The sequence below is a fragment of the Herbaspirillum sp. meg3 genome (assembly GCF_002257565.1).
In the GTDB taxonomy this organism is placed as follows: domain Bacteria; phylum Pseudomonadota; class Gammaproteobacteria; order Burkholderiales; family Burkholderiaceae_D; genus Herbaspirillum.
Map to the genome: position 1 here is coordinate 805,816 of NZ_CP022736.1, position 24,792 is coordinate 830,607.

General features: G+C 60.3%; 20 protein-coding genes and 1 pseudogene. 11 read left to right on the forward strand and 10 right to left on the reverse strand.

The genetic code is table 11. The features are described from left to right. Positions 1-12: 12 nt before the first annotated feature. The 3 genes from hmeg3_RS03745 to hmeg3_RS03755 form a co-directional block, all read right to left on the reverse strand. Complete coding sequence (locus hmeg3_RS03745; RefSeq protein WP_094562541.1) at positions 13-1,305, reverse strand: FAD-binding oxidoreductase; 1,293 nt, start codon at positions 1,303-1,305, stop codon at positions 13-15. Positions 1,306-1,514: 209 nt separating this feature from the next. Beyond that, entirely contained in the window at positions 1,515-2,441 is a 927-nt protein-coding gene (locus hmeg3_RS03750) for a glyoxylate/hydroxypyruvate reductase A (protein ID WP_094562542.1), read from the reverse strand. A gap of 19 nt (positions 2,442-2,460) precedes the next feature. Continuing rightward, a complete protein-coding gene (locus tag hmeg3_RS03755; RefSeq protein WP_094562543.1) occupies positions 2,461-3,351 on the reverse strand; it encodes a GNAT family N-acetyltransferase in 891 nt (296 codons plus the stop codon). A 607-nt stretch (positions 3,352-3,958) separates the two neighbouring features. On the opposite strand from hmeg3_RS03755, the gene hmeg3_RS03760 reads away from it, so the two are divergent. The 9 genes from hmeg3_RS03760 (at position 3,959) to hmeg3_RS03800 (ending at position 15,186) form a co-directional block, all read left to right on the forward strand. After that, the gene (locus hmeg3_RS03760; protein WP_094562544.1) at positions 3,959-4,627 is read left to right on the forward strand and encodes a haloacid dehalogenase type II; all 669 of its coding nucleotides are present in this window, start codon (positions 3,959-3,961) and stop codon (positions 4,625-4,627) included. Positions 4,628-4,813: 186 nt separating this feature from the next. Further along, positions 4,814-6,436, forward strand: coding sequence for an ABC transporter substrate-binding protein (locus hmeg3_RS03765; RefSeq protein ID WP_094562545.1), 1,623 nt, complete (start codon positions 4,814-4,816; stop codon positions 6,434-6,436). Between the two features lie 71 nt (positions 6,437-6,507). Continuing rightward, entirely contained in the window at positions 6,508-7,464 is a 957-nt protein-coding gene (locus hmeg3_RS03770; protein ID WP_094562546.1) for an ABC transporter permease, read from the forward strand. Further along, positions 7,461-8,336, forward strand: coding sequence for an ABC transporter permease (locus hmeg3_RS03775; RefSeq protein WP_094562547.1), 876 nt, complete (start codon positions 7,461-7,463; stop codon positions 8,334-8,336). The genes hmeg3_RS03770 and hmeg3_RS03775 overlap by 4 nt, the downstream gene beginning before the upstream one ends. 4 nt (positions 8,337-8,340) lie before the next feature. After that, positions 8,341-10,260, forward strand: a complete 1,920-nt coding sequence (locus hmeg3_RS03780) for an ABC transporter ATP-binding protein (protein WP_094562548.1) — start codon at positions 8,341-8,343, stop codon at positions 10,258-10,260. A 91-nt stretch (positions 10,261-10,351) separates the two neighbouring features. Continuing rightward, positions 10,352-11,089 (forward strand): cupin domain-containing protein, encoded by a 738-nt coding sequence (locus hmeg3_RS03785; protein ID WP_094562549.1) that lies wholly within the window; start codon positions 10,352-10,354, stop codon positions 11,087-11,089. Position 11,090: 1 nt separating this feature from the next. Continuing rightward, positions 11,091-12,416 (forward strand): FAD-binding oxidoreductase, encoded by a 1,326-nt coding sequence (locus hmeg3_RS03790; protein ID WP_094562550.1) that lies wholly within the window; start codon positions 11,091-11,093, stop codon positions 12,414-12,416. 55 nt (positions 12,417-12,471) lie between these two features. After that, positions 12,472-13,929: an aldehyde dehydrogenase family protein gene (locus tag hmeg3_RS03795; protein WP_094562551.1), complete on the forward strand. Its 1,458-nt coding sequence runs from the start codon at positions 12,472-12,474 to the stop codon at positions 13,927-13,929. Between the two features lie 72 nt (positions 13,930-14,001). Next, on the forward strand, positions 14,002-15,186 hold the full coding sequence (locus hmeg3_RS03800; protein ID WP_094562552.1) for a M20 aminoacylase family protein: 1,185 nt from the start codon (positions 14,002-14,004) through the stop codon (positions 15,184-15,186). A gap of 163 nt (positions 15,187-15,349) precedes the next feature. Here hmeg3_RS03800 and hmeg3_RS03805 read toward each other — a convergent pair whose 3' ends face one another. The 6 genes from hmeg3_RS03805 to hmeg3_RS03830 all read right to left on the reverse strand — a co-directional run bounded on the left by hmeg3_RS03805 (position 15,350) and on the right by hmeg3_RS03830 (position 21,040). Then, on the reverse strand, positions 15,350-15,853 hold the full coding sequence (locus hmeg3_RS03805; RefSeq protein ID WP_094562553.1) for an Lrp/AsnC family transcriptional regulator: 504 nt from the start codon (positions 15,851-15,853) through the stop codon (positions 15,350-15,352). A gap of 22 nt (positions 15,854-15,875) precedes the next feature. Continuing rightward, entirely contained in the window at positions 15,876-17,231 is a 1,356-nt protein-coding gene (locus hmeg3_RS03810; protein WP_094562554.1) for an aspartate aminotransferase family protein, read from the reverse strand. Then, positions 17,228-18,292: a phosphotransferase gene (locus tag hmeg3_RS03815; RefSeq protein WP_232511852.1), complete on the reverse strand. Its 1,065-nt coding sequence runs from the start codon at positions 18,290-18,292 to the stop codon at positions 17,228-17,230. The genes hmeg3_RS03810 and hmeg3_RS03815 overlap by 4 nt, the downstream gene beginning before the upstream one ends. 38 nt (positions 18,293-18,330) lie before the next feature. Beyond that, on the reverse strand, positions 18,331-18,996 hold the full coding sequence (locus hmeg3_RS03820) for a haloacid dehalogenase type II (protein WP_094562556.1): 666 nt from the start codon (positions 18,994-18,996) through the stop codon (positions 18,331-18,333). 608 nt (positions 18,997-19,604) lie between these two features. Then, complete coding sequence (locus hmeg3_RS03825) at positions 19,605-20,390, reverse strand: fimbria/pilus periplasmic chaperone (protein WP_094562557.1); 786 nt, start codon at positions 20,388-20,390, stop codon at positions 19,605-19,607. A 128-nt stretch (positions 20,391-20,518) separates the two neighbouring features. After that, entirely contained in the window at positions 20,519-21,040 is a 522-nt protein-coding gene (locus hmeg3_RS03830) for a fimbrial protein (protein WP_094562558.1), read from the reverse strand. Positions 21,041-21,823: 783 nt separating this feature from the next. Between hmeg3_RS03830 and hmeg3_RS03835 the strand changes: the two are divergent. Together hmeg3_RS03835 and hmeg3_RS25015 are read left to right on the forward strand one after the other, a co-directional pair. Further along, positions 21,824-23,908 (forward strand): annotated as a pseudogene (locus hmeg3_RS03835) (fimbria/pilus outer membrane usher protein); the annotation flags it as partial. A gap of 84 nt (positions 23,909-23,992) precedes the next feature. Next, a complete protein-coding gene (locus hmeg3_RS25015; protein ID WP_232511984.1) occupies positions 23,993-24,328 on the forward strand; it encodes a FimD/PapC C-terminal domain-containing protein in 336 nt (111 codons plus the stop codon). 148 nt (positions 24,329-24,476) lie between these two features. On the opposite strand, the gene hmeg3_RS03840 is transcribed toward hmeg3_RS25015, so the two are convergent. Then, the gene (locus hmeg3_RS03840) at positions 24,477-24,749 is read right to left on the reverse strand and encodes a hypothetical protein (protein ID WP_094562559.1); all 273 of its coding nucleotides are present in this window, start codon (positions 24,747-24,749) and stop codon (positions 24,477-24,479) included. Positions 24,750-24,792: the final 43 nt, after the last annotated feature.

Here is a 24,792-nt window from a genome sequence, read left to right on the forward strand (position 1 = left end):
GAAAAAATATACTCAGGCCAGCTTGTCTTTGAGCTGGTAGTACATGCCGATCAGGGGCAGGAACCATGGCGGCCCGAGGTGACCGGGGATGGCCGGCCAGTCGCGTTCGCGCCAGGGATTGGCGCTGGTGTCACCGGCCATCACCGCGGCCATGCATTGGCCCATGTGCACCGACATCTGGGTGCCGTGTCCGCTATAACCCATCGAGTAATACAGACCGTCGCGTTCGCCGGCTTGCGGCAGGCGGTCGCGTGTCATGTCGACCAGACCACCCCAGCAGTAGTCCAGGCGCACCTTGCCCAGCTGCGGGAAGGTCTGCATCAGGCCCGCGCGCAGAATCTCGCCACTGGCGGCATCGGATTGCGGGCTGGAAATGGCGAAGCGGGCCCGTCCGCCGAAGATCAGACGATGGTCGGTCGTCATACGGAAGTAATGGTGGATATTGGCCACTGTAGTGTAGGTGCGCTGCTGCGCAAGCAGTGCGGTGGCGCGCTCGGCATCCAGCGGTTCAGTGGCGACGATGAAGCTGCCGATGGGCACGATGCGACGACGCAGCCAGCCGAACGTACCATAGGCGCCATGCCGGCTGGCGCCGGTGGCAAGCAGCACCTGCTTGGCCAGAATCGTGCCTCGTGCCGTATGGACGCGATGCGCGCGGGTGCCGCCGATGCGCTCCAGCCGGTGCACTTCGGTGCCGGTATGGATGACCGCGCCATGCTTCTCGGCAGCCAGCGCCAGACCGTGGGCGAAGCGGCCCATGTGCATCTGCGCGCTGCGTTTGTAGAGCAGGCCGCCATGGAAACGCTCGCTCTGCACCTCGGCGTGTACCTGCGCCGCATCCAGGACGGCGACGTCGAGATCCACGCGGTCGGCGATGAGTCGCTCGGCGCTACGCTGCAAGGCCTCCATCTGGCCCGGCCGGGTGGCCAGTTTGAGTTTGCCGTGGCGACGGAAGTCGCAGGCGATCTGTTCCTCATCGACCAGCCGCGCTACCGTGTCGACGGCGTCATCATAAGCGTGATACCAAGCGCGGGCGCGCTCCACGCCGACCTTGGCCGCGACTTCGGCATAGTCCACCGCCAGGCCGTTGTTGACGTGGCCGCCGTTACGCCCGGAGGCTTCGAAAGCCACGTGCGGGCCGGCTTCCAGCACGACCACGCTGGCGCCGCGCTTGGCCAGGGCCAATGCGGCCGACAGGCCCGTAAAGCCCCCCCCGACGATGACCACATCGACCTGGGCCGGCAATGCACGTGCCGGGGAGACATATACGGGTGCCGAATCGGTCCAGTAGGATTCCAACTTCATGGTGAGAGTAGCTCGATAAAGTGGGTTAATGAAACCAGGAGCGCCGTCACCGGCATGCTGAGGGGGCATCGACGCAATGCATCATGGGATCCAGCATAAGCTCACTCCGTTGTGCCTGTGACGCAAACTGCGATGGTGCAGCGGCATGATGTACCGTTGTCAAACAGGGAATCGGCAGAATGTTTGTCCGCAGGCCTCTTTGTACCGTGTCAGTAGCCTCGCCGTCGGTCGATCAGTCCCACAAGCGGCATGCCGGTACGATGGCGCCGCAGATTTTCCAGCACCGCATCGACCGCGCCGTCGGGCTGGGTCATGCTGGCGATATGCGGTGTGATGACGATGTCGGGATGGCCCCAAAACGGGTGGCCGGGTGGTAACGGCTCGGTATCGCAGACGTCCAGCACGGCGGCGCTCAGTTGGCCGTCCTGCAGGGCTGCCAGCAGATCGTCCTCGACCAGGTGGCCACCGCGTCCCACATTGATCAGTGCCGCGCCACGGGGCAATTGCGCGAACAATTCGCGGCACAGGATGCCGCGCGTGTCATCGGTGAGCGGCAGCAGGCAGATCAGCACATCGGTGCGCGCCAGGAAATGATCCAGGCCATCGCAACCACTATGGCACTCGACGCCGTCGATCTGATGCGGCGAGCGGCTCCAGCCGGCGCAGGGAAAGCCCAGACCATGCAATTGCTGCAGCACAGCCCGCCCCAGCATGCCCAGGCCCAGTACGCCGACCCGGCAGGCGCTGGCCGGGCGCACGCGGCGCGCCTGCCATATCTGCTGCTGTTGCTGGCGTGCATAGTGGCGACTGTCACGGTGCAGGCCCAGCACCGCGTGGGTTACATATTGCACCATGCCGGCGGCGATGCCTGGCTCGGTCATGCGCACCACCGGCAGCTCCGGCGGCAGGCAGGACATATCGAACTGGTCGATGCCAGCTCCCACCGAAAACAGGATCTCCAGGTTGGGGAAGCGCTGGGCGATGTCTTCGGGCGGCGTCCATGCAGCCAGATAGCGCACGCTGGCGGGATCGCCGTCATACGGCCACAGGTGGAAGGGCTGCTCCGGTGCCTTCTGGGCGAATAGCCGGCCCCATTCGGCGCCGCGTTCCAGGTCGGCCTTGTAGAGAAAAGTCATGATGTCGTTTGCGCGGGCGTCAGCCCAACGCTTGGTTGATGATGGAATAGATTCGCCATTGCGCATCGCCCTGAGGCGCGCTGCCACGGCACATTGTCACCACGTCGTCCACGCCGGTGAGGCCGATTTCCTCTAGCCATGGTTTCAAGCCGCTCTTGCCCGGTACATCGATGCGCAGGAAGGCGCCAGGGCGGGCGTTGACCCAGTGACTGATCAGCGTTTTCGCATCCTCAAGGTCGGCCGCGATCACCGGCCCGATTACGTGGCCGCGCCCGAACGCGCGCAGCATCGCCACACCTTTGACGCGACCATCCTGTTCCAGCACCGCTACCTCGGCGAACTTGAGCAGAGCCGTCAGCACGGCGCTGCGATCCATGCCGCTGGCGTGACGATCCAATGCCAGCAAGGCCGGAGTTTCGTCGGCTTGGAGCGGGCGGATGCGGCTGCCCGGCGGCAACGCCGTGTGCGGCACTTGCGCCGTGGCGCTCTGGTGTTGGCTCAGCGTATCGATGACCTGGAAGCCGAGCTTTTCATAGAGCGGCCGGCCGGCTGCCGTGGCGTTGAGGAGCACGCTGCGCCTACCGGCGTCGGCCAGCAGTTGCTGCATCATGGCACGCCCCAGGCCTTGGCCTTGCAGGGCGTCGCTGATGATGACCAGGCCCAGTGTGGCGTGCTTGGGGCCGCAATGACACAGCATGCCGCTGCCCGATGTCTCAGGGGAGGCGCCGGTGCGCGTCAGCGCCACTACCCAGCCACGACTGACCGCATGGTGAAATTGCCAGTCGGCCAGGCGGTGTGGCCATTTCAGATGCTGACTCAGGCCGTGGCAGGCCTGCAGGTCGGTCTCGCGCATGGCGCGCAGTGTGGTCTGGCCTGCCGGGCCGGCCGGCAGTGTCCTTGCAGCTTGCATTGAACGCTTCCTTATATACCTGTTCACGAGGCCATGACGCAGCATGGCCGGTTGCTAGCTCACGCCTATTGATGAAATGAGTTCTGACGATGATGCCTCTTTGGCGCCGCGCAGCGTTTGTTTTCGGTAGCGCGAATTCGCAATCTTATGGCGATCTGCACCCCGTTCTCGGCACAAAATTGGGCGGCTTCGGCATAGCATGAGGCAGGCAGGCGCGCTTCTTTCTTTTCTTTTATGTGTGGCGTGCATTTCATATTCCATTCGCAAATGCCATGCCAGATTTTTTATTGGTCAGTGCGTTCGTCGGGAGGAAGAAATGCAGCAGAACACTTTGCGCGCAGGCGGGTTCGAATCGCACCGTCATGGTGAATATGCCCCAAAGGGGCGCGCCCGGCTCGCATTGCTGCACTGCTCGGCAAGCTATGCTGATTGCGCCGTCGAAAACAAATATTTCTGTTTCGTGACCCGGTCAAAAAGGAGTAAATGGCAAGTTTCGATATGTTGTAATCCTTCCCATGCATTGAACCCGCAAGCAAGAGAATTAGCACCATGTCATTCGCAGGACCATTCCGGTGACGCGAACACTTTTCTGATAGGACGATTTTCAATGAGCACTTTCAAGCCCAAATTCATCACCTTCGATTGCTATGGCACGCTGACCCGTTTCCAGATGTCGGAAACGGCCAAGATGCTCTACGCCAATCGCGTTTCCGAGGTCGACATGCCATTCTTCCTGCGCCAGTTTGCGGCTTACCGCCTGGATGAAGTGCTGGATCAGTGGAAGCCTTACGAGCAGGTGTGCAAGAACGCCATCCGGCGCACCTGCGAGCGCTGGGGAGTCAAGACCACCGACGAAGAGATGAGTACCTTCTACAAGGCCGTACCGACCTGGGGACCGCATCCCGATGTGCCGGCCGCGCTGGCCAAGGTGGCAAAGGAAATCCCGCTGGTGATTTTCTCCAATGCCGATGACAGCCAGATCATGCACAACGTCGAACAGCTCGGTGCGCCTTTCCACAAGGTCTTTACCGCCCAGCAGGCGCAAGCATACAAACCGCGCCTGCGCGCCTTCGAATATATGCTCGATAACCTGAACTGCAATCCGGAAGACGTGCTGCACGTGTCTTCCAGTCTGCGCTATGACCTGATGCCGGCCTCCGACATGGGGATCAAGAACAAAGTATTCGTTGCCCGCGGTCATGAACCGTCCACTCCGTATTACGGCTATACCGAAATCTCCGACTTGTCCGGCCTGCCGGGCGTGGTTGGTCTGTAGCAACCGGCAACAGCCGGATCGTCGTTTGCAAAGTCCGTCGTCCGGGCGTCGCCGCAGTTGGTATCAAAGTTGCGACAGGTGACCGGACACATCAGGTGGCAGGCCCCGCGTTGAGCAATCTGCATGAGCAGGAGGAAGGGGCAGGTCGGTGGTCTTCGTGGTTGAATTTTTATTGTGAGGCTTTTCATGAGCAAGCAGGAAAACGGACGATACCCCACAGAGGGAAACAGCATTACCGGCGATTCGCTGGACAATGTGCAGGGCGGTTTCACCCGCCGCGATATGATGCGCACCCTGCTGGCCGGCAGTCTGATGACGGTGGGCTCTGCAAGCCTGCTCAGCGCCAGTGGCAGCGCTATGGCGCTGCCGCCAAAGCGCGGTGGCAAGATGCGTATTGCGACCCAGAACAGCTCCACCGCGGATACCCTTGACCCGGCCAAGACCGCGCACTCCACCGATTACACGCGTGCTCACATGTTCTACAACGGCCTGACCAAGCTGGACGGCAAGCTTGGCCCGCAAATGGTGCTGGCTGAAGAAATGTTGACCACCGACGCCACGCTGTGGACTGTCAAACTGCGCAAGGGTGTGCTGTTTCACGACGGCAAGCCGTTCACGCCGGCCGACGTGGTTTATTCGCTGATGCGCCACAAAGACCCTGCCACGGCCTCCAAGGTCAAGGTGCTGGCCGACCAGATCGAATCGGTCAAGGCCACTGGCGCCAATGAGGTTCAGATCAAACTGACCAGCGCCAACGCCGACCTGCCGGTGATCCTGGCCACCGCCCAGTTCCTCATCATCCGCGACGGCACCACCAACTTCACCATGCCCAACGGCACCGGCGCCTTCAAGTGCAAGGAATTCACGCCGGGCGTGCGCACCATCGCCGTACGCAACGAGAATTACTGGAAGTCCGGTCTGCCTTACCTGGACGAGGTCGAGCTTTTTGGTATCCCCGATGAGGCTGCACGCGTTAACGCGCTGCTGTCGGGTGACGTGCATTGGATCAACGACGTCAATGCGCGCTCCACCGGTCGGGTCAAGTCCACGGCCGGCTACACGGTAATGGAAACCAAGTCAGGTCTTTACACGGACCTGGTGATCCGTCAGGACGTGGCACCCGGCAACAGCCAGGATTTCACGCTGGGCATGAAGTACCTGATGGATCGCGAGCAGATCAAGACCGCCGCCTTCCGCGGTTTCGCCGTGACCGCCAACGATCAGCCTATCGATCCGACCAACCGCTTCTACTTCGCCGGCCTGCCGCAGCGTCCCTACGACCCGGACAAGGCCAAGTTCCACCTGCAGAAGGCGGGCGTGCTGGGCAGCACCATCCCGCTGGTGGCCTCGGTGGCCGCGACCGGCTCGGTGGACATGGGCGTGCTGATGCAGCAAAGCGCCCAGAAGATCGGCCTGAAGCTGGATCTGAAGCGGGTTCCGGCCGACGGCTACTGGGCCAACCAGTGGATGAAGGTGCCGTTGGGCTTTGGCAATATCAATCCGCGTCCCAGCGCTGACATTCTGCTCACACAGTTCTTCAAGTCCGATGCTCAGTGGAACGAATCAGGTTGGAAGAACGCGCAGTTCGACCAACTGGTCGTGGCCGCGCGCGGCGAGACCGATTTCGGCAAGCGCAAGCAGATGTACGCCGACCTGCAGACTCTTGTGCACGAGAAGGGCGGCATCGGCATTCCGGTCTTCATCACCAACCTCGAAGGCATCAGCACCAAGGTCAAAGGCATTGATGCGATTCCGCTGGGCGCGTTCATGAACTACACCTGTGCCGAGTATGTCTGGATGGACGCCTGAGAACCGGCAACAGAAGTAAAGGCCACGCGGGCAATCCGTCGTGGCCCGTGACCTGCTTATCGAGGATAGCTATGAATGGAATGGTCCTGCGTCTGATACTGCGCCGCCTGGCATTGGCGGCGCTGACGCTGTTGCTGGTGTCGGCTGGCGTGTTCTTCATCACCAACCTGTTGCCGGGTGACGCTGCCCAGGCCGCGCTGGGCCAGGCCGCCACGCCCGAGACGGTGGCTGCGTTGCGCCTGCAGTATGGGCTGGATCTCCCAGGGCCATTGCGTTATGCCCGGTGGCTGGGGCATCTGCTCTCGGGCAACCCCGGCATATCGCTGGTCAATAACGTGCCGGTAGCGCAGATGATCGGTGGCCGCTTGCCCGCGTCGCTGATGCTGGCGGCAGTCACGGCAGCGGTGTCGGTACCGCTGGCGCTGGCGCTGGGCATTACCTCGGCCATGTATCGGGGCTCGGCCTTCGATCGCGTGGTCAATGTCAGCGCGGTGTCGCTGGTCTCGGTGCCGGAATTTCTGGTCGCCACCGTCGCGGTGATGATCTTCGCGGTCAAGCTGCGCTGGCTGTCGGCGCTGTCGCATTCGTCCGATGCAGCCACCTTGGGGGCCTTTATCAAGTCCTATGCGATGCCGGTGATGACGCTCTGCTGCGTGATCGTGGCGCAGATGACACGCATGACGCGTGCGGCCGTGATCGACCAGTTGCGTTCCTCCTATGCTGAGATGGCCTTGCTCAAAGGCGTCAGACGCACCCGCATCGTGCTGCGCCACGCCTTGCCCAACGCCATCGGTCCGATCGCCAATGCGGTGGCGCTGAGCCTGTCCTACTTGTTGGGAGGAGTGATCATCGTCGAGAGCATCTTCAACTATCCCGGCATCGCCACCCTGATGATTGATGCCGTCACCACCCGCGACATGCCGTTGGTGCAGGCCTGTTCGATGATTTTTTGTGCCGGCTACCTGCTGCTGGTGCTGACCGCCGATGTGCTGGCCATTGTTTCTAATCCAAGGTTGAAGACACGATGAAAGCTCTCCACGATCCCGCGCACGCAGAGGCCGCGACCTCCATTGCCGGCGCCCTCACCAAAAAGCCGCGTCGTCATTCCAACATGGCCTGGATCGGTATGGGCATCGTCGGTTTCTGGTTGCTCATGGCCATCATCGGTCCGACCATCTCACCCTACGACGCCACCGCCATCGTCGATGTCGATGTGTTTTCCGGCATGAGCCGCAAGTTCCTGCTTGGCAGTGACTATCTGGGGCGTGACATGCTGAGCCGCATCCTCTTCGGGACCCGGTCTACGATCGGGCTGGCGCTGGCGGCGACACTGCTGGCCAGCATGATCGGCACTGCCATTGCGCTGTTCGCCGCCTTCTCCGGCGGCTGGCGCGACGCCGTCATCAGTCGTGCGCTCGATGCTCTGATCTCCATTCCCAGCAAGATGTTCGCATTGATGATGGTGGCGACCTTTGGTTCTTCCATGTGGCTCCTGGTGATGACCGCCGCCATCACCTACATGCCGGGCGCCTACCGGATCGCCCGCTCGCTGGCGGTCAACGTGCAGGCCATGGAATACGTGCAGGCTGCGCGGGCGCGCGGCGAGGGCGTGTGGTACATCATGACGATAGAGATGCTGCCGAACATGATCCGCCCCGTGCTTGCTGACTTCGGGCTGCGCTTTGTCTACGTGGTGCTGCTGTTGAGCGGGCTGAGTTTCCTGAGCCTGGGTGTGCAGCCGCCCGACGCCGACTGGGGCTCGCTGGTGCGGGAAAACATTTCCGGACTGGGCGAGGGCGCGCTGGCGGTGATCATGCCGGCGCTGGCCATTGCCTCGCTGACCATCGGTGTGAACCTGTTGATCGATAACCTGCGCGGCAAGCGCGCTGCCAAGGAGTAAGCCAGTGATGCAGTTCGACCAATTCCTCGGTAAGACGACGACGCCCGGCATGCCCCCCGGCGAGCCGCTGGTGAGCGTCAGCGGCCTGTGCGTCAACGCCCGCAAGGACGATGGCTCCTCGGTGGAGATCGTCAAGGACGTCAATTTCACCGTGGCCCGCGGCGAAGTGCTGGCGCTGATCGGCGAATCCGGTTCCGGCAAGACCACCATTGCGTTGTCGCTGTTGGGCTATGCGCGCGCCGGTTGCCGCATCGCCGGTGGCCGGATCCGGATCGGGCGGTTTCAGATCGACCAGATGGATGAGAAGGCGCTGCTGGACATGCGCGGTCACCACGTCGCCTACATCGCGCAGAGCGCCGCGGCCGCCTTCAACCCGGCGCGCACCCTCATGGATCAGGTCATCGAAAGCGCCCTGCAACACCGCGTGATGGACAAGGCCAGTGCCATGCGCAAGGCGGTCGACCTGTTTCGCGCGCTGGCCTTGCCGGACCCCGAGCATATTGGCCGGCGCTATCCGCATCAGGTCTCCGGTGGGCAGTTGCAGCGGGTGATGGCGGCCATGGCTCTGATCACCGATCCTGAGTTGGTGATCTTGGATGAGCCGACAACCGCGCTGGATGTGACCACCCAGATCGAGGTGCTGCGCGCCTTCAAGAAGGTGGTCAAGGAATTAGGCACGACGGCTGTCTATGTCTCGCACGACCTGGCTGTGGTAGCACAGATGGCTGACCGCATCATTGTGCTGCGCGATGGCGCCGTGCGTGAGACCGGTCAGACCGGCCAGGTACTGCACGCTCCGGCCGACAGCTATACGCAAAGCCTGATCGCCGCCGCGGCGCCGGCCTCGCGCGTGGCGCAGGTGAGAGAGATACCGGATCCGGCGCTGTCTGAGCAGGCCAAGGCGCCGCTGCTGCGCATCAGCGGCCTGATCGCCGGCTATGGCAGCCCGGATCGTCTGGGCTTGCCGGGAGTGAGAATCCTGGACGATATCAATCTGACGATACAGCGCGGCAGCACGGTCGGCATTATCGGCGAATCGGGATCAGGAAAGACCACGCTGGCGCGTGCGGTGGCCGGCATGATCGCGCCGGCGCGCGGCAGCATCCAGCTCGATGGCGAAAACCTCTCGCCGTCCCTGGAGGGCCGCACCCGCGAACAGTTCCGCCGGGTACAGATCGTGTTTCAGAACGCCGATACGGCGCTCAATCCAGCGCATACGATCGGCCGCATCCTGAACAGGCCGTTGAGCTTCTATCACGGTCTGAAGGGCGAGGCCATGCGCCGTCGCACGGCCGAGTTACTGGACCTGGTGCGCCTGCCATCAAGTGTGCTCGACCGCCTGCCGGGCGAGCTCTCGGGTGGCCAGAAGCAGCGCGTGAACCTGGCGCGGGCGCTGGCGGCCAAGCCTGACCTGATTCTGTGCGACGAGGTGACCTCGGCGCTGGATACCGTGGTGGCCGCTGCCATCCTGGAATTGCTGGCCGAGCTGCGGCGCGAGCTGCAAGTGTCCTACATGTTCATCAGCCATGACATCAGCACGGTGCGCGCCATCTGCGATGACATCGTGGTGCTGTATGCCGGGCGCATGGTGGCCAACCGTCCGCGCGAGGCGATGATGGCACCGCCTTATCACCCGTATTCGCATCTGCTGCTGTCGTCGGTACCGGCCATGCAGCAGGGGTGGCTGGAACAGGTGTCCGGGGCGGGCCAGCACAAACTGCCGCCGATCGGGCCGGTGGAGGCATCGCCCGATATCTGTGCCTTCCTGCCGCGTTGCACGATGCGCGTGGACGGCGTGTGCAACGTGGTGCCGCCGCGCCGGCGCAACATGGAACATGGGGGCGAGATCCTCTGCCATCGTTCCGATGCAGACTTGCAGCAATATCAATCGCCGCTGCTGCCGGTTCCGGGCGTGACCGTATGACGACTTGCCTGCGCAATGGCGCAGGCATCCCATCCGGGCCGGCGCACAAAGGATATTCGAGTCAATCGCCGGCCCTTATTCAGGAGAAGAAATGACTGCAACGTTGGTGTTGTACCGTGCCTCAGGCGCGCCTGTTTCAACCGTGTTCCAGAGAAAGGGACTGGGTGACAGTGATCCTTTTGCCCCGTGGCGCGAGATCGCCTGGGAAGGCATCGGCGCGATGAGCGCCGGTCGCCTGCGCTTCGAAGGATCGCTGGAGATCGCCAGCTTTCCGCATGTGGAAACCCTGGTCGTGGTCGAAGGCGAATTGACCGTGGAAACCGCAGGCGCTTCGCCGCTGATGCTACAGCCCGGCAGTGGTGTGGTGATCGGTGCGGGCACGGCCCTGCGGGTAGCTACCAGCTCGTCGGCGCTGGTGATGTTCTGCGCGGCAGCATGCCCGCAAGCGTCGCAAACCGGGGTGTTCCCGCTGCACGCCAAGGCCAACTTCAAGCCTTCGGCCAACTCGCTGCCCAAGGAAATTCTGCTGGGACCGGTGCCGCAATGCCGCAGTGACAATGTCTTCAATGAAGAGTCCATCAAGTATCTGGCAGGCACTTGGGATTCCACACCATATCACCGTATCGTGCGTGCGCATCCGGTCAATGAGTTCATGCATCTCCTGGCCGGCGGCGTGCGCTTTGCGGAGCCGGACGGCAGCGTGGTATCGGTGGCTGCCGGCGACGCGGTTTTCGTGCCGCAGGGCGCGGCGATCGGCTGGGAGAGCAGTGAACGCGTTGCCAAGTTCTACGTGGTGCAAACCGTCCCGGCCGCTATCGAAGGGAAATGACATGTCGCCTCCGCTGAACCTGGTACAGACACCTTCCGTCCCACCGGCCACAGCTGACGTGGTCGTGATCGGAGGAGGCATCATCGGCATCTTCACCGCCTATTACCTGGCCCGGCGCGGTGTGTCCGTGGTCGTGGTGGAGAAGGGACGGGTCGGTGCCGAGCAGTCCAGCCGTAACTGGGGCTGGTGCCGCCAGCAGAACCGCGATGCGCGCGAATTGCCGATGGCCACAAAGAGCATCGACCTGTGGGAGCAGTTCAGCGCTGAGTCCGGCGAGGATACCGGCTTTACGCGCTGCGGCTTGCTGTATCTGAGTAATGACGATGAAGAACTGGCACGCTGGGCCAGTTGGGGCAAGTTTGCCAAGACCGCCGGCGTGACCACGCATATGCTCGACAGTCAGCAAGCCGCCGAGCGCGGCCATGCCACCGGTCGCGCCTGGAAGGGCGGAGTGTTCTCGCCCACCGATGGCACCGCCGATCCGGTCAAGGCCGCACCGGCCGTGGCGCGCGCCGTGATGAAGCTGGGCGGCAGCGTGATCCAGCAATGCGCGGCGCGTGGCATCGAGATGGAGGCAGGACGGGTCGCCGGTGTGGTCACCGAAGCCGGGGTGATCAAGACCAAGACCGTGGTGCTGGCAGGCGGCGCCTGGGCGTCGTCGTTCTGCCGTCAGTTGGGCATCCGCTTCCCGCAAGCCTCGGTACGCCAATCGATCATGAGCGTGGCGCCCATGGACTATTCGCTGCCCGGGGCACTGTTCACCTCGGGCGTGGCGGCGACGCGGCGCAGCGACGGTTCCTATGCGCTGGCCATCAGCGGTCGCGCCCGGGTGGATCCGACCGGGCAGTTCCTGCGCTTTTCGCCGCAATTTCTGCCCATGTTCGCCAAACGCTGGCGCAGCCTGTCGCCGGGCGGCCTGGACGCGCTGCGCAGTGGCCATGAGACGTTGTCGCGCTGGCGCCTGGATGCACCTACGCCGATGGAGCGCATGCGCATCCTTGATCCCAAGGCCGATCCGGTGGCCATCCGTGCCACCCTCCGGCGCGCCATTGAGCTGCTGCCGGAATTACGCAGCGCCAGGGTCACGCATACCTGGGCCGGTTACGTTGACAGCACGCCCGATGGGGTGCCTGGCATCGGCGAAGTGCCGCAGGTGCCCGGACTGATTCTGGCCGCAGGTTTCTCCGGCCACGGCTTCGGGATTGGCCCCGGGGCGGGTCATCTCATTGCCGACCTGGCGACGGGTGCCGAACCCCTCGTCGACCCCTCACCGTATCACCCGGCCCGCTTTGCCCGCTCCGCGTGGGGCAAGGTGTCTGATTTCTAGGCGTCGCAGGGCCTCCTGTCGCGAAGGCAGGTCATCACCGCAAGGACATACTGCAATGACATCACCACTGCATCACCTTCAGCAAGCCGGCCGGCTGGAGCGTTTCTTCATCGACGGTCAATGGGTACTGCCGGAGGGCCGCGAACGTGCCGCCGTGATCTGCCCGTCCACCGAAGAGAGCTTGTGCGAGATCGCAATGGGCGATGCGCGGGATGTCGAGCGCTCGGTGCAGGCTGCGCGCAGGGCTTTCCCGGCCTGGTCGGCAACGCCTCCGCAGCAGCGCGCAGCGTTGTTGGGGCGGATCCATGCGCTGTTGCTGGAGCGCAGCGAACTGTTCGCCACCGCGCTTACGCTCGAGATGGGCGCGCCGATCGGCTATGCCCGCAGTGCGCATGTGCCGCTGGCGGCCGAACACCTGCGGGTGGCGCGCGACAACCTGGCGAGTTATCCCTTCATCCGGCCACGCGGCACGACGGCGATCCTGCGCGAACCCATCGGCGTGTGTGCACTGATCACTCCCTGGAACTGGCCGATCTACCAGATCACCGCCAAGGTCGGGCCGGCGCTGGCGGCAGGCTGTACGGTGGTATTGAAGCCGAGCGAACTCTCGCCGTTGTCGGCCTTGCTGTTCGCCGAGATCGTCGCTGAAGCCGGCGTACCGGCAGGTGTCTTCAATCTGGTCAGCGGCACCGGCGCCGAAGTCGGTGCGGCGCTGGCCGCGCATCCTCAGGTGGACATGGTGTCGATTACCGGCTCCACCCGCGCGGGTGTGCTGGTGGCCCAGGCAGCGGCACCGGGCGTCAAGCGTGTGGCCCAGGAGCTGGGCGGCAAGTCGCCCAATGTCGTGCTGCCGGATGCCGACCTGGCGCAGGCCATTCCGCACGGCGTGGCGGCTGCGTTCCGCAATATGGGCCAGTCGTGCAGCGCCCCCACGCGCCTGATCGTACCGCGTAACCAGCTTGATCGTGTTCATCAACTGGCCTTGGCGGCGCTGGGACTGATGAAGGTCGGCGATCCGATGGATGCGGCGACCACCCATGGCCCCCTTGCCAATCGCGCGCAGTTCGAGCGGGTACAGCAGATGATCGAGGCAGGATTGCAGGACGGCGCCCCTCTGCTGGCGGGCGGGCCGGGGCGGCCCGAGGGATTGGAGCGCGGCTTCTATGCGCGGCCGACCATCTTTTCCGACGTGCATACGAATATGGTGATCGCACAGCAGGAAATTTTTGGCCCGGTGCTGGCGATCCTGCCCTACGACACAGTGGAGGAAGCCATCGCTATCGCCAACGATACGGTCTATGGCCTGGGTGCCCATGTGCAGGGAAGGGACAAGGAACAGCTGCGCGCGGTGGCTGCGTGCATTCATTCAGGCCAGGTCCACTTGAACTACCCCCCGTGGGATCCGCAGGCACCGTTCGGCGGCTACAAACAATCCGGTAACGGGCGCGAGTACGGTGTCGAGGGGATGGAGGAATACATGGAGGTGAAATCGGTCCTCGGGTACTACGAGTGAAAGCTGGTTCAACATATCAGGCCGGGCGCTGCAACGTGAGCGGCTGACTGGCAGTTTTAAAAGGTATCGCGCATGGAAATTCCTGTCACTCCCGATTCAATACTGAGTACCCATCGTTCGCACTGGGCAAGCCTGCGCCGCGATTTGCACGCCCATCCTGAGCTGCGGTTCGAAGAACATCGCACGGCAGAGGTGGTTGCCAACGAACTCCAGGCGCTGGGCTACCAGGTCGTACGCGGCCTGGGTGGAACCGGCGTGGTTGCCAGCTTGCCCGGCGCCGACCGGCAGCGCGGTATCGTTCTGCGGGCCGACATGGATGCCTTGCCGATCCAGGAAACCAATGATTTCGCCCATGCCTCCTGCACGCACGGGATCATGCATGCCTGCGGGCATGACGGTCATACCGTGATGTTGCTGGGCGCCGCGCGCGTATTGAAGCAGATGCCGCAATTGCCCGGCGCGGTACATTTTGTGTTCCAGCCCGGCGAGGAGGGCGGTGCGGGGGCGCGCAAGATGATTGATGACGGCCTGTTCGAGCAGTTTCCGACCGAGGCGGTGTTCGGCATGCATAACTGGCCTGGCCTGCCGGCGGGACATTTCGGATTGCGCACCGGCCCCATCATGGCTGCCGGCTCACGTCTGAAAATCACTATTTACGGCAAGGGTGCGCACGCGGCACAACCCCACCTGGGACTGGATCCGATCCCGCTGGCCTGCTCTATCGTACTGCAATGCCAGACCATCGTCGCACGGCACAAGGATCCAGTCGACCCGGCCGTCATCTCAGTGTGCATGATTCATGCGGGCGATACCGACAATGTCATTCCGGGACGGGCTGAACTGCGCGGTACCATCCGCACGCTGTCGTCTTCATTGCAGCAGAAACTGCAGTGCGATATCCGCAAGATGAGTGAGGCATTGGCTGGTGCCTACGGAGCGCAGGTCGAGGTCGAGTTCTTCCAGTATTACCCGGCCACGATCAATACGCCGAGCGAGACGGCATTTTGCGAGAGCATCATTCGCGAGACCTTCGGCGATGCGCGTATTCGGGCTGATATTGCGGCGAACATGACCTCGGAAGACTTCGGTTTCATGCTGGAGGAGCGCCCGGGAACCTATGTGCTGATAGGTAATGCAGCCGAAGGGAAAGGGGCTCCATCATTACATCATCCCCAATACGACTTCAACGACGATGTCATCGAAGAGGGCGTGCGGTATTGGGTGGCGTTGGCTCAGCGTTATTTCACTGCCAGGTAAGACGATGCAGTGGCTTCAAAAAATCCGCCTTTTTTCACCTTGTGATGACGGCTGTAGAGAACCGGCGCCACATCAACCATGTGTTTTCCGATTTCATTTCCTGACCATAGGCGTTTAGAAAAAATGATGCACAGGCTCTTATGCGAAGACGTCGGCAGCGTGATTACTTCCAGCTCGATGTCCCCGTTGCGATGACTGCCACCGGATCGCTGCGTTGCTTATAGGGGTGGCGCAACACGATACGGCTGGCGAATTTTTCTATGCCGATGTCATCTTCCAAGAGCTGTTCCATCAGCGCTTGAAACAGGGAGACAGAGGGGGCGATGATTTTCAGCAAATAATCGTAGCCGCCACTGACGTTATAGCAATCCACGATCTCTGAATATTTGCTGGCTCCGGCCTCGAATTTTCGGAAATCGGCAGGCCGATGGCTGTTGAGGGTGACTTCAGAAAACACCACCACATTGCTGCCCAGTTTGTCCAGCGAGATGGCGGCGCCGTAGCCCGCGATGACGCCGCTCTCCTCAAGACGCTTGGTACGCGTCAGGCATGGACTCGGACTCAGGCTGATCGCCTCGGCAAGTTCCACGTTCGAACAGCGCCCCTCGCGCTGAAGGTGCTCCAGAATCTTGATGTCGATACGGTCGAGGGGATCTGTGGGTCGCATGAATTGATCATAACATCGGTTTCTACTTCAAAGCCGAGGCCGCTGCGGCTTCTGTCAGGGCTTCATCGAGGGCGTCGATCACCATCCCGGTTTGCTCGGCCGTCAATACCAGCGGAGGCCGGATTTTCAGCACATTGTGTCCCATGGCGCAGGCACTGAGCAGCACTCCCTTGTGCCGCATCCGGTTGACGACCTGGCTGGTCAAGCTGCGGTCGGGTGCGCGCGATGAGCGAGAGGAAACCAGTTCCACCCCGACGAACAGGCCTGCACTGCGGACGTCGCCGATGGCTTCGTGCCGTCCGGCCAGTTTGGAAATGCCATCGAGCAAAACCGAACCCACCTTGCGGGCATGCTCAATCAGACCGTCCCGTTCGATTGTCTTGAGCACCGCAAGGGCTGCCGCACACGATACGGTGTTGCCGCCAAACGTATTGAAATACCTGGAGCGCTGACCGAACTCCTGCAACGCGTCTTTGGTTGCCAGCAGCCCGGCAACCGGTTGTCCGTTGCCCATCGGCTTACCCATGGTCACGAGATCCGGGATCACGCCGTGACGCTGGAATCCCCACATGTGCTCCCCGGTTCGTCCGAAGCCTGGCTGGACCTCGTCAGCGATGAACAGACCGCCGGCGCGCTTGATTGCTTCGACCGCGCCCTTCAGGAAGCCGGCCGGGCCAGGCAGGATGCCGTCGCTGGTGAACAGTGAATCGACGATCAGCGCTGCCGGCTTGATGCCATGACGCTGCAGGTCGGCGATGGCGGCCTCGACGTCGTGTGTGAAGCGCTCGCCCAGATCGGCGTCATCGGCGTGATAGCGACGCGGAGCCGGAACCAGCCTGACATGGGCGCCCAGGTCGACCGAGGTTCCCAGTGATGGCGAGAACTGGGACACGGCGTCCGTGATGCCGTGATAGGCGGTCTCCGTCACGATCACGCCGGTGCCACCGGTGCGGATCTTGGCGATACGGTAGGCCAGATCGTTCGCCTCGCTGCCGGTACACGTCAGCATCAGATGCGCTAGTGCTGTTTCCGGGACAGTCGCCAGCAGGCGCTCCGCCAGCTCCAGAATCGTTTCATGCAGATAGCGGGTGTTCGTGCCGAGCGTCTGGACCTGGCGGCAGATGGCCTCGGTCACTGCAGGGTGGCAGTGGCCCAGCGAAGTGACGTTGTTGTAGACGTCGAGGTAACGTCGGCCTTCCGGATCGATGAGCCAGACGCCTTCGCCCCGTACGATATGCAGCGGGTGTTCGTACATCAGCCGATAGGCGGGGCCAAGCAGCGCATCGCGGCGCTCGATCAGCGCCCCGGTGACAGGCCCGACGTCGGCTCGTCCGGGGATGTAGGCATTCACCATATTGAGGTCAGTAGTACTCTTCATTGATTTCTCCCATTGCAGATTTCGGAAAGCAAACGGTCACGCACGGTCTGGCGCGAAAGGTCCGCCATCTGGGACAGTGCTTCCCAGGCGGCCGGATTGTGACGCATGATGTAGGCGCGGTTATGAGGGTAGCGGACAGCACGCCATTCAGAGATCAGCGCCGTGATCAGATGGCGCGTGGCCATAAGGTCGGCCACGATGTCCTGTTCGAGATCGACCAGCGGCAAGATGCCGTGGTAAGCCCCGACGAACTGCGCCGGGCCTTCGAAGGGATCGGTGCTGCCGGTCATGTGAAAGGCTGCCGCGGTTGCGACTTCACCCACCAGCGGCGCATGCAGCATGTCGCCGAAGTCGATGATGCCGGTGATGCGATCCTGTTCCTCAGGCGCGACCAGCACGTTATAGAGGTGGTAGTCGTTATGGATTACCTGAGCCCTGACTGCCGGCAGTCTTGGCAGGACGTGCTGGTTGAAGCGATCCATGAATTTCTCGGCCAGCAGGCGGCGGGCCGGATCGACCAGGCCATCCAGTTTTTCTTTTAGCCGGTGCGCGGCCGAGACATTCCACAGCAGATCATGCTGGGCGCCCGGATGCGAAAAGCAGCGCAAGGCCAGGTCCAGTTTGGCCAGGCCGCTTCCCATGGCGCGCCGTTGCTCCGAGGTTCTGGTGGTCTCCTTGATCTGGACGCCGTCCAGATAGGTGAGCATGCGCACGGTGGCGCGACTGCCGTCACGCAAGCTCACCTGATCGCTGGTGCGTCCCTCTAGCGTACGTATGACCCGGGGAATGGGCAGCTCGGGCGCGACAGTAGCAATATGGTCAAGTGCGGCAATCTGGAAGTCGATCACCGAAGCCGGCTCTGACTGATTGCTGATCTTGAGGACATAGCGCGTGCCATCGGCCGTCTCGATGCAGCAGTTCAGGTCGCGCTCACCTCCCAGTACCCGAACCGTGCCGTCGATGCCGTAGCACGTAGCTGCCAGCACCTGGATCATCGGAATGGAGAGTTCAGGAGCCGCCGTACTCAGCGCTGCGGTGTCCATTGGAGCTTGCTTTGACATCATTCGCCTAGTCTCGTGATGACTTTCTGTTGCCGCTGTCAAAGGCCCAGCAAGCCGGGAAGCTGGCGGAAGTCGGTCAGGCGATTGACACTATAGCCATCGCAGTTTGGCTCATGGCCGCGATCGATCCAGGCTTTGCTCATGAAGCCCAGGTCGGCCGCCGTCATGTGGTCGTAACGGAAGCTCGATGAGCAGTGCATCATCTGTTCCGGGCCGCAACCGAGCTGGTCGAACATGTATTCGAATGCCCGGGCGCGCGGCTTGTAGGCCTGTGCGTGCTCAGCGGTGTAGACCGCGTGGAACGGCGCCTTGAGGTGCGCAACGCTGTGCGGGATAAGATCGATCATCGAATTAGAGAGAATGACCAGCGGGATGTGGGGAGCAATCGCTTCCAGTGTCTCCACGACGTGGGGATGGGGCTGCCAGGTGGGTATGGCGTCGTAGAGTGCGCGCGCATCAGCCGCACGATATTCCACGTGATGGGCCTGGCACGCCCGTTGGATGGCGTTCTCGACGACCTCGAAGAACGGCTTCCAGGCACCGAGTACCTCGTCCAGTCGATAGAAACGGAAACTGTCGAGGAAGGCGCTCATCCGACTCTCCGTCACGCGATCTGCAAACAGCGTTCTGGCAGTGGGCCCCATTTCAAAGTTGATAAGCGTTCCGTAGCAATCGAAACTGATGAACTTCGGCTTGAGAATCATTTGGTCAATCTCCTTCGTTGTGGACGAGAGAAGTATGGCCGCGTGCACCGAACAAAAAATTTTTATTGCGAAGAGAATGAAGCAGGTTCTACTTTAATAAGGGACATTTCCCGCATTTTCCATGGCTGATAATGCACCCGCGATGGCTTGGAGGACGCAAGTTCTCGTGACGGATTCGTCGCTGCAGGTGGCCGACGGTTAGCCATGCGGAATCGGTCAGTGTAAAAGGCCGATGCATAACTTGCGTGTGCATGACTTCGCTGCCGGCGTTGCTGCGGGAGTTGAGAACGAAAAACAAGGACCGGTGGTCATGGTGGGGAATGCCTGGGGTAGCTTCGCTGTCAGCCAATTGGCTGTTGATTTGCTCGCAGAATTGACTCTCTCCAATTGATCCACCGTCCGGCGCCTGGCGAAGGCCGCGACCCGATCGTACGACCCTCATAACCCAACGCGTGCAGCTCTACATGGCGCTGTTTTAACGTACGACGCTGCTTGCGTGATGTGGCCGCCTCGGTCTTTATCCAGGCCGAGAGTTTGAGTGTGTATTTGTCCAGAGAACGTCGGGGACGCCTGTCTGTGATGCCCTCTATGGGGCTGCTTTGCCGGGTTTATTGCACAAAGCTGCTATCGACATCGACGGCGCCGCCGTAATCATTAAGATAAGAGAAGCGCACCTTCAAGCCTGTTGACGGGGCTTGCTTCAGGCTCTTGAGGGGATATCGCTCCTGTGCGCCAGGCGCGAGCATGCCACCGTCTTCGTTCAGAAATTTAGGGGTCACCTCAGGGGCATCACCGGCCGTGATCAGGCCTGTCTTGATGATGCTGATGTAGTAAGGCGTCGGATTTTTCGCCTCCAGTGCATAGCCATCGCCGTCCTTCACGATCTTCCACGTCACCTTGGCTGGCGCAGCCGCCACCAGTTCCTGGGTGTTCAATGCCTGCGGCCGGAAGAACACCTTGATACGGGTACGGAAAGCCATCTGCACATAATTGCTGTCATTGGCGTCGACGTTCTGCGGCCGAGGCGGCACCTCCAGCAGATTGAGCCAGAAGATCGACTCACGATCCTGCGGCAGCGGTTCCTGGCTATAAATCATGCGCACCGTCTGACCTTTGGCCGGATCAATCCGAAACAGTGGAGGCGTGAGCAAGAAGGGCACTTCAGTTGTGCTCGGAGTGGATTTGGGATCACCCTTGTCAATCCACATCTGCACCAGTCCCGGACTGGCGCCTTCATTGGTAAGCCGCACCGAGACTTCCCGTTCATTGGAAGGGAAGATCACGCGGGTACCGTTGATGACCACGCTGGCGCCGGCAGGTGCTGAATAAAGAGCGGCGGCGAAGGAAACAAGCAAGGCGCCGGCGAAGCCGCAAACCTTCAAAGCAATACGCATAATCCACCCCGTTGATATTTGTTGTTATACGACAAGAAGCCGCGAAGCGGCTTCATGCAGACATACTAAAACAAGAAAGACAGCCCGGATAGAGCAAGCAGAGCAGTCAATGCCAGGCTTGGATCGGGTTATGGAAACTCGATGGAATACGTCACGCTGGTAGTGACGGTACCCGCGCCGACGGTGCCGGTAGCCACGTACTGCGCCATGTAAGTCAGATTGGCGCTGCCGCTGGAGATGGCAACAGAGGAGGTGCCTTGCGCGCCGGATGCTGCGCCGATGGCGATAGGCGTGTTATCTGTGTTCAGCAGGCCGATCTCCAGATTGGTTGCCGTGCCGTTGTTCTTCAGGCGGCGCGTGGCAAGGACGTTAGAGCCAGTTTCAAAGAAAGCGCGCACATTGCCGCTGTTCGGATTACAGGCAGTCAGGGCGATGGTGAAAGGTGTCGGAGCAGCCGTTTGTCCGGCGGAGGCCAGGGCGGAGGTCGAAACGGTTGGCAGCGTGACGGCGAGGTTAGGACTACCGCCGTTGATGGTGCAGGTTTGTGCCGTCACAGTGCCGTTGATGGTGATGGTGCCGTCGGAAGCGAAGGCAGCAGCAGGAGCCAGGGCAGCGATAGCCAGGAAGGAAGCGATGATCGATTTTTGCATGATGCTCTCCAGAAAATTTAAGTAAGTGTCTGTCGTTGATTCGGTGTTTTGCTGCGCTTTTGTTCTCACCACAGGACAAATCTTACGGATTAACGATCTGTATAAATATAAGAAAACTCTCAAAAAACATCGATGTTGAAATCTCGCACAAAGAAGATCCGGCGAGATCATTGCGCCGTTTCTGCCAAGAGGTCATCGGGATATAAGGGGCGTTCTAAAAGGATTGAATAGTGTGGCTCTCGCGCAGCACTCGTACTTGGAAGAGATGTTTTCTGATGGGGTGCCCGGGTACGTTGAATTTATTGAGCGAATAATTCCCGTTGGAAATTATCTGACTTTCGTCACGAGAGTCAAAATATCAATGATGATGCTAGATCATTTTTTGCAAGTGAATGAAGGACTAGTGTTGTGTAAAAACAAAATATTTACGGGAAATTCACGGTGAATCGATAAACCCACCTACCGCAGGGATTTTATTCAAAAGTACAAGTTATGCTGTTTGTGGGGAAGATTAAAAGGGACATGCTCCACGGTCACACATGACTTTTGGGAGTTTTCTCATATCGTCGCGGGGGGATTGTCATGACAATGACGTCGCAGTGCTGAAGTAATGAAATCGGCACACCAACCAACTTAAAAACTCCAATTAATTGGCAGCGACATATGAAATCAGTTCGGGATAGTTTTCCACTAAAACCTGTGTGCAGTGTAGTTATTGCGGCTCTGGCGTTGCTGGAGAGTCACCTGTCGTTCGCGCAAAAAACTGTTGCCCCATTGGCGCAAGTGGAGTTCGGCAATGAGTTTTTGCAATTCCCGGGCGCTCCGAACGTCGACATCAGTCGCTTTTCCAAAGGCAATACAGTAACGCCGGGAGTTTATCGCTCGGATATTTACGCCAACGGTGCGTGGCTGGGACGTGCAGAAGTCACTTTTCGCAATACGATGGGAGACGACTCAGGCGCTACACTATGTTTCGACCGGGCTTTGCTGGAGATGGCCGGTGTCGATTTTGAAAAATTGCCGGAAGCAACAATCACTGCGCTTCAGGACAAAACCCCTGGCGCTTGTCTGCAGCTGGATAAGCTGATTCCTGCGGCAACAGCAGCGTACGACAGTTCGGACTTGCGTCTGGACATCAGCATTCCTCAGATCGCCTTGCGCCGCAATGCACGTGGTTATATCAGTCCCGAGCTCTGGGACAAGGGTGTCAATGCCGGCATACTGGGTTACAACTTCAATGCGTTTCGAAGCAGCGGCAGCGGTGCCACTAACACGTCGTACTATCTGGGCCTCAATGGCGGTGTCAATTTAGGCGATTGGCATTTGCGTAATTCCTCGTCGGTGTCCAAGCAAAGTAGCGGCACTCTGGAATATCAGAACGTCTCGACCTATTTGCAACGCGATATCGTGTCGTTGAAAAGCCAGCTTGTTATCGGAGATTCTTTCACGCCGGGGCAGCTCTTTGACAGCGTTGGATTTCGCGGCGTAAGTCTGGCTTCCGATGATCGCATGTTGCCTGATTCCCAAAACGGCTATGCGCCCACGGTGCGCGGCGTTGCCAAGACAAATGCCAAGGTACGCGTCACTCAAAACGGCAACATCATTTACGAAACCACGGTTGCACCCGGGCAGTTTGAAATCAACGATCTGTATCCGACAGGTTTTGGCGGCGATTTGCGCGTTGAAGTTACGGAGGCCGACGGCAGCCGCAGCAGCTTCACCGTTCCCTACGCCTCAATCGCGCAATTGCTGCGCCCGGGTGTCGGACGCTACAACGTCACGGCAGGCCGGACGCGCAATGTCGGACTCAGCAACCCGATCAATTTTGTGCAAGGGACGTATGAGCGTGGCATCAGCAATGATCTGACCTTGTTCACAGGCGGTATTGCCGCAGCGGATTACCTGGCGATCCTGGGCGGATCGGCGTTTAACACGCCGCTCGGTGCGGTCTCCCTGAGTATTACGCATTCTCACGCAAAAGTGTCCGATAGCGACATACGCGATGGTCAGAGTGCGAAGATCGATTTCAGCAAGTTCATCAAAGACACCGGCACCAATTTTTCGTTGGCTGCTTATCGTTATTCCAGTAGCGGATACCTGCGGTTATCGGATTTGCAAGCGGCAAAAAATTTGATCGCGCAGAATATCAACACTTCTGAGCAAGACCGCCAGCGTAGTTAGTTGCAATTAATCATTAACCAGACTTTGGGCAGCAATTACGGCGCGCTCTATTTGTCAGGCGCGACACAAAATTACTGGAATCGTCCAGGCTCGAATACGCAATTCAATTTCGGCTATAGCAATGTCTGGGGCCCTGCTGCGTACAATATTTCTATCCAGCGTCAAAAAGATCTGACGAGCGGATCGACCAATACTTTATTTTTTGCCAGCGTTTCTTTCCCGTTGGGACGAGAAGTACATTCCCCGCGTATCAGCAGCAGCGTCAGCAGGGATCAACGCAGCGGCACCAGTCTGCAAACATCCGTCAACGGTACGGCTGGGAGTGACAACGCCTTTGCATATGGCGCCACCGTGTCGAAAGATGGTTCCGGATCAAAAACCAGCTCGCTCAACGGCCAGTACAACGCCCCTTACGCCAATCTGGGTGCAACCTATACGCAAGGCAGTTTTGGCTCGTCGCAGTCGTTCCAGGCGTCGGGTGGTTTAGTTGCACACGCCGGTGGCGTCACGCTGTCGCAATCGCTCGGCGAAACGATTGGTATCATTCAGGCGCAGGGAGCCGAGAATGCACAGGTCAATACATCCGGCGTGCGTATCGATGGACGCGGCTATGCCGTTGTTCCGTATCTGACGCCTTACCGCATCAACGAAGTTGCCATTGACCCCAAAGGAACCTCAACCGATGTTGAGCTCAGCGTCACCAGCCAACGCGTTGCACCACATGCCGGTGCGGTTGTATTGCTGAAATACGCTACGGTCACAGGTCGTTCTGTGCTGATTCAGGCCAAGTTGCCCAACGGTGAACAAATCCCGTTCGGTGCAGAAGCGTTTGACGATCAGGGTAACTCTGTCGGTCTGTCGGGACAAGGTGGCCGGATTTTTGTTCGTACGGCCTTGGCCGACCAAGGCAAGCTGGTTGTGAAATGGGGCAGCAAGAAAGACGAACAATGCGCGTTGACTTATCAGTTGCCTCCGCGCGATAAAAACGCCAAGGGTATCTCTTACGATTCAACCAGTGCAGTTTGCTTGCCTGTGGTGGAAGTGCAGGCGAAGAAGGACGACGCGATTGCGGCAGTTCCAGCAAAGAAGGGCGCGCAATTGCAGTAAATCGGAGCGATTTTTGTCTGCCTTCAAAACGCGATGGCGACCGGATAGTCTGAGTGCGCAGGCACGAAGGACATCCGGTCGTTTTTGTTTTCTTGTTGGTTTCGTATTTTCTTCCCGCGATGTGGCAGACGCGATCTGTCACATGATCTTATATCGACGCCAGAGAAATCAGCGCCCTTTGTTCCGGGCTATTCGCATCCCATGCCGGTATCCACAGTCTTGCATACGCATCGGCATCAAGGCGGCGCGAGGTGTCATCTCTTTCATGCTCATCCTTGCCCGCGTCGCCGCGCTGGTCTTTAGTCACGCTTTCGAGTGCTATCGCAACCTGCCTGGCTACGCGTGGCCCCAACACCGGATCCCTCAGCAGGGTTTCGAGTTGCTGCAGCAGAGCTATGGCGGGACTGACTACCTGATTCATGAGAGCGCTCCCCTGCACGCACGTGCAGATACACCGGCTTGAA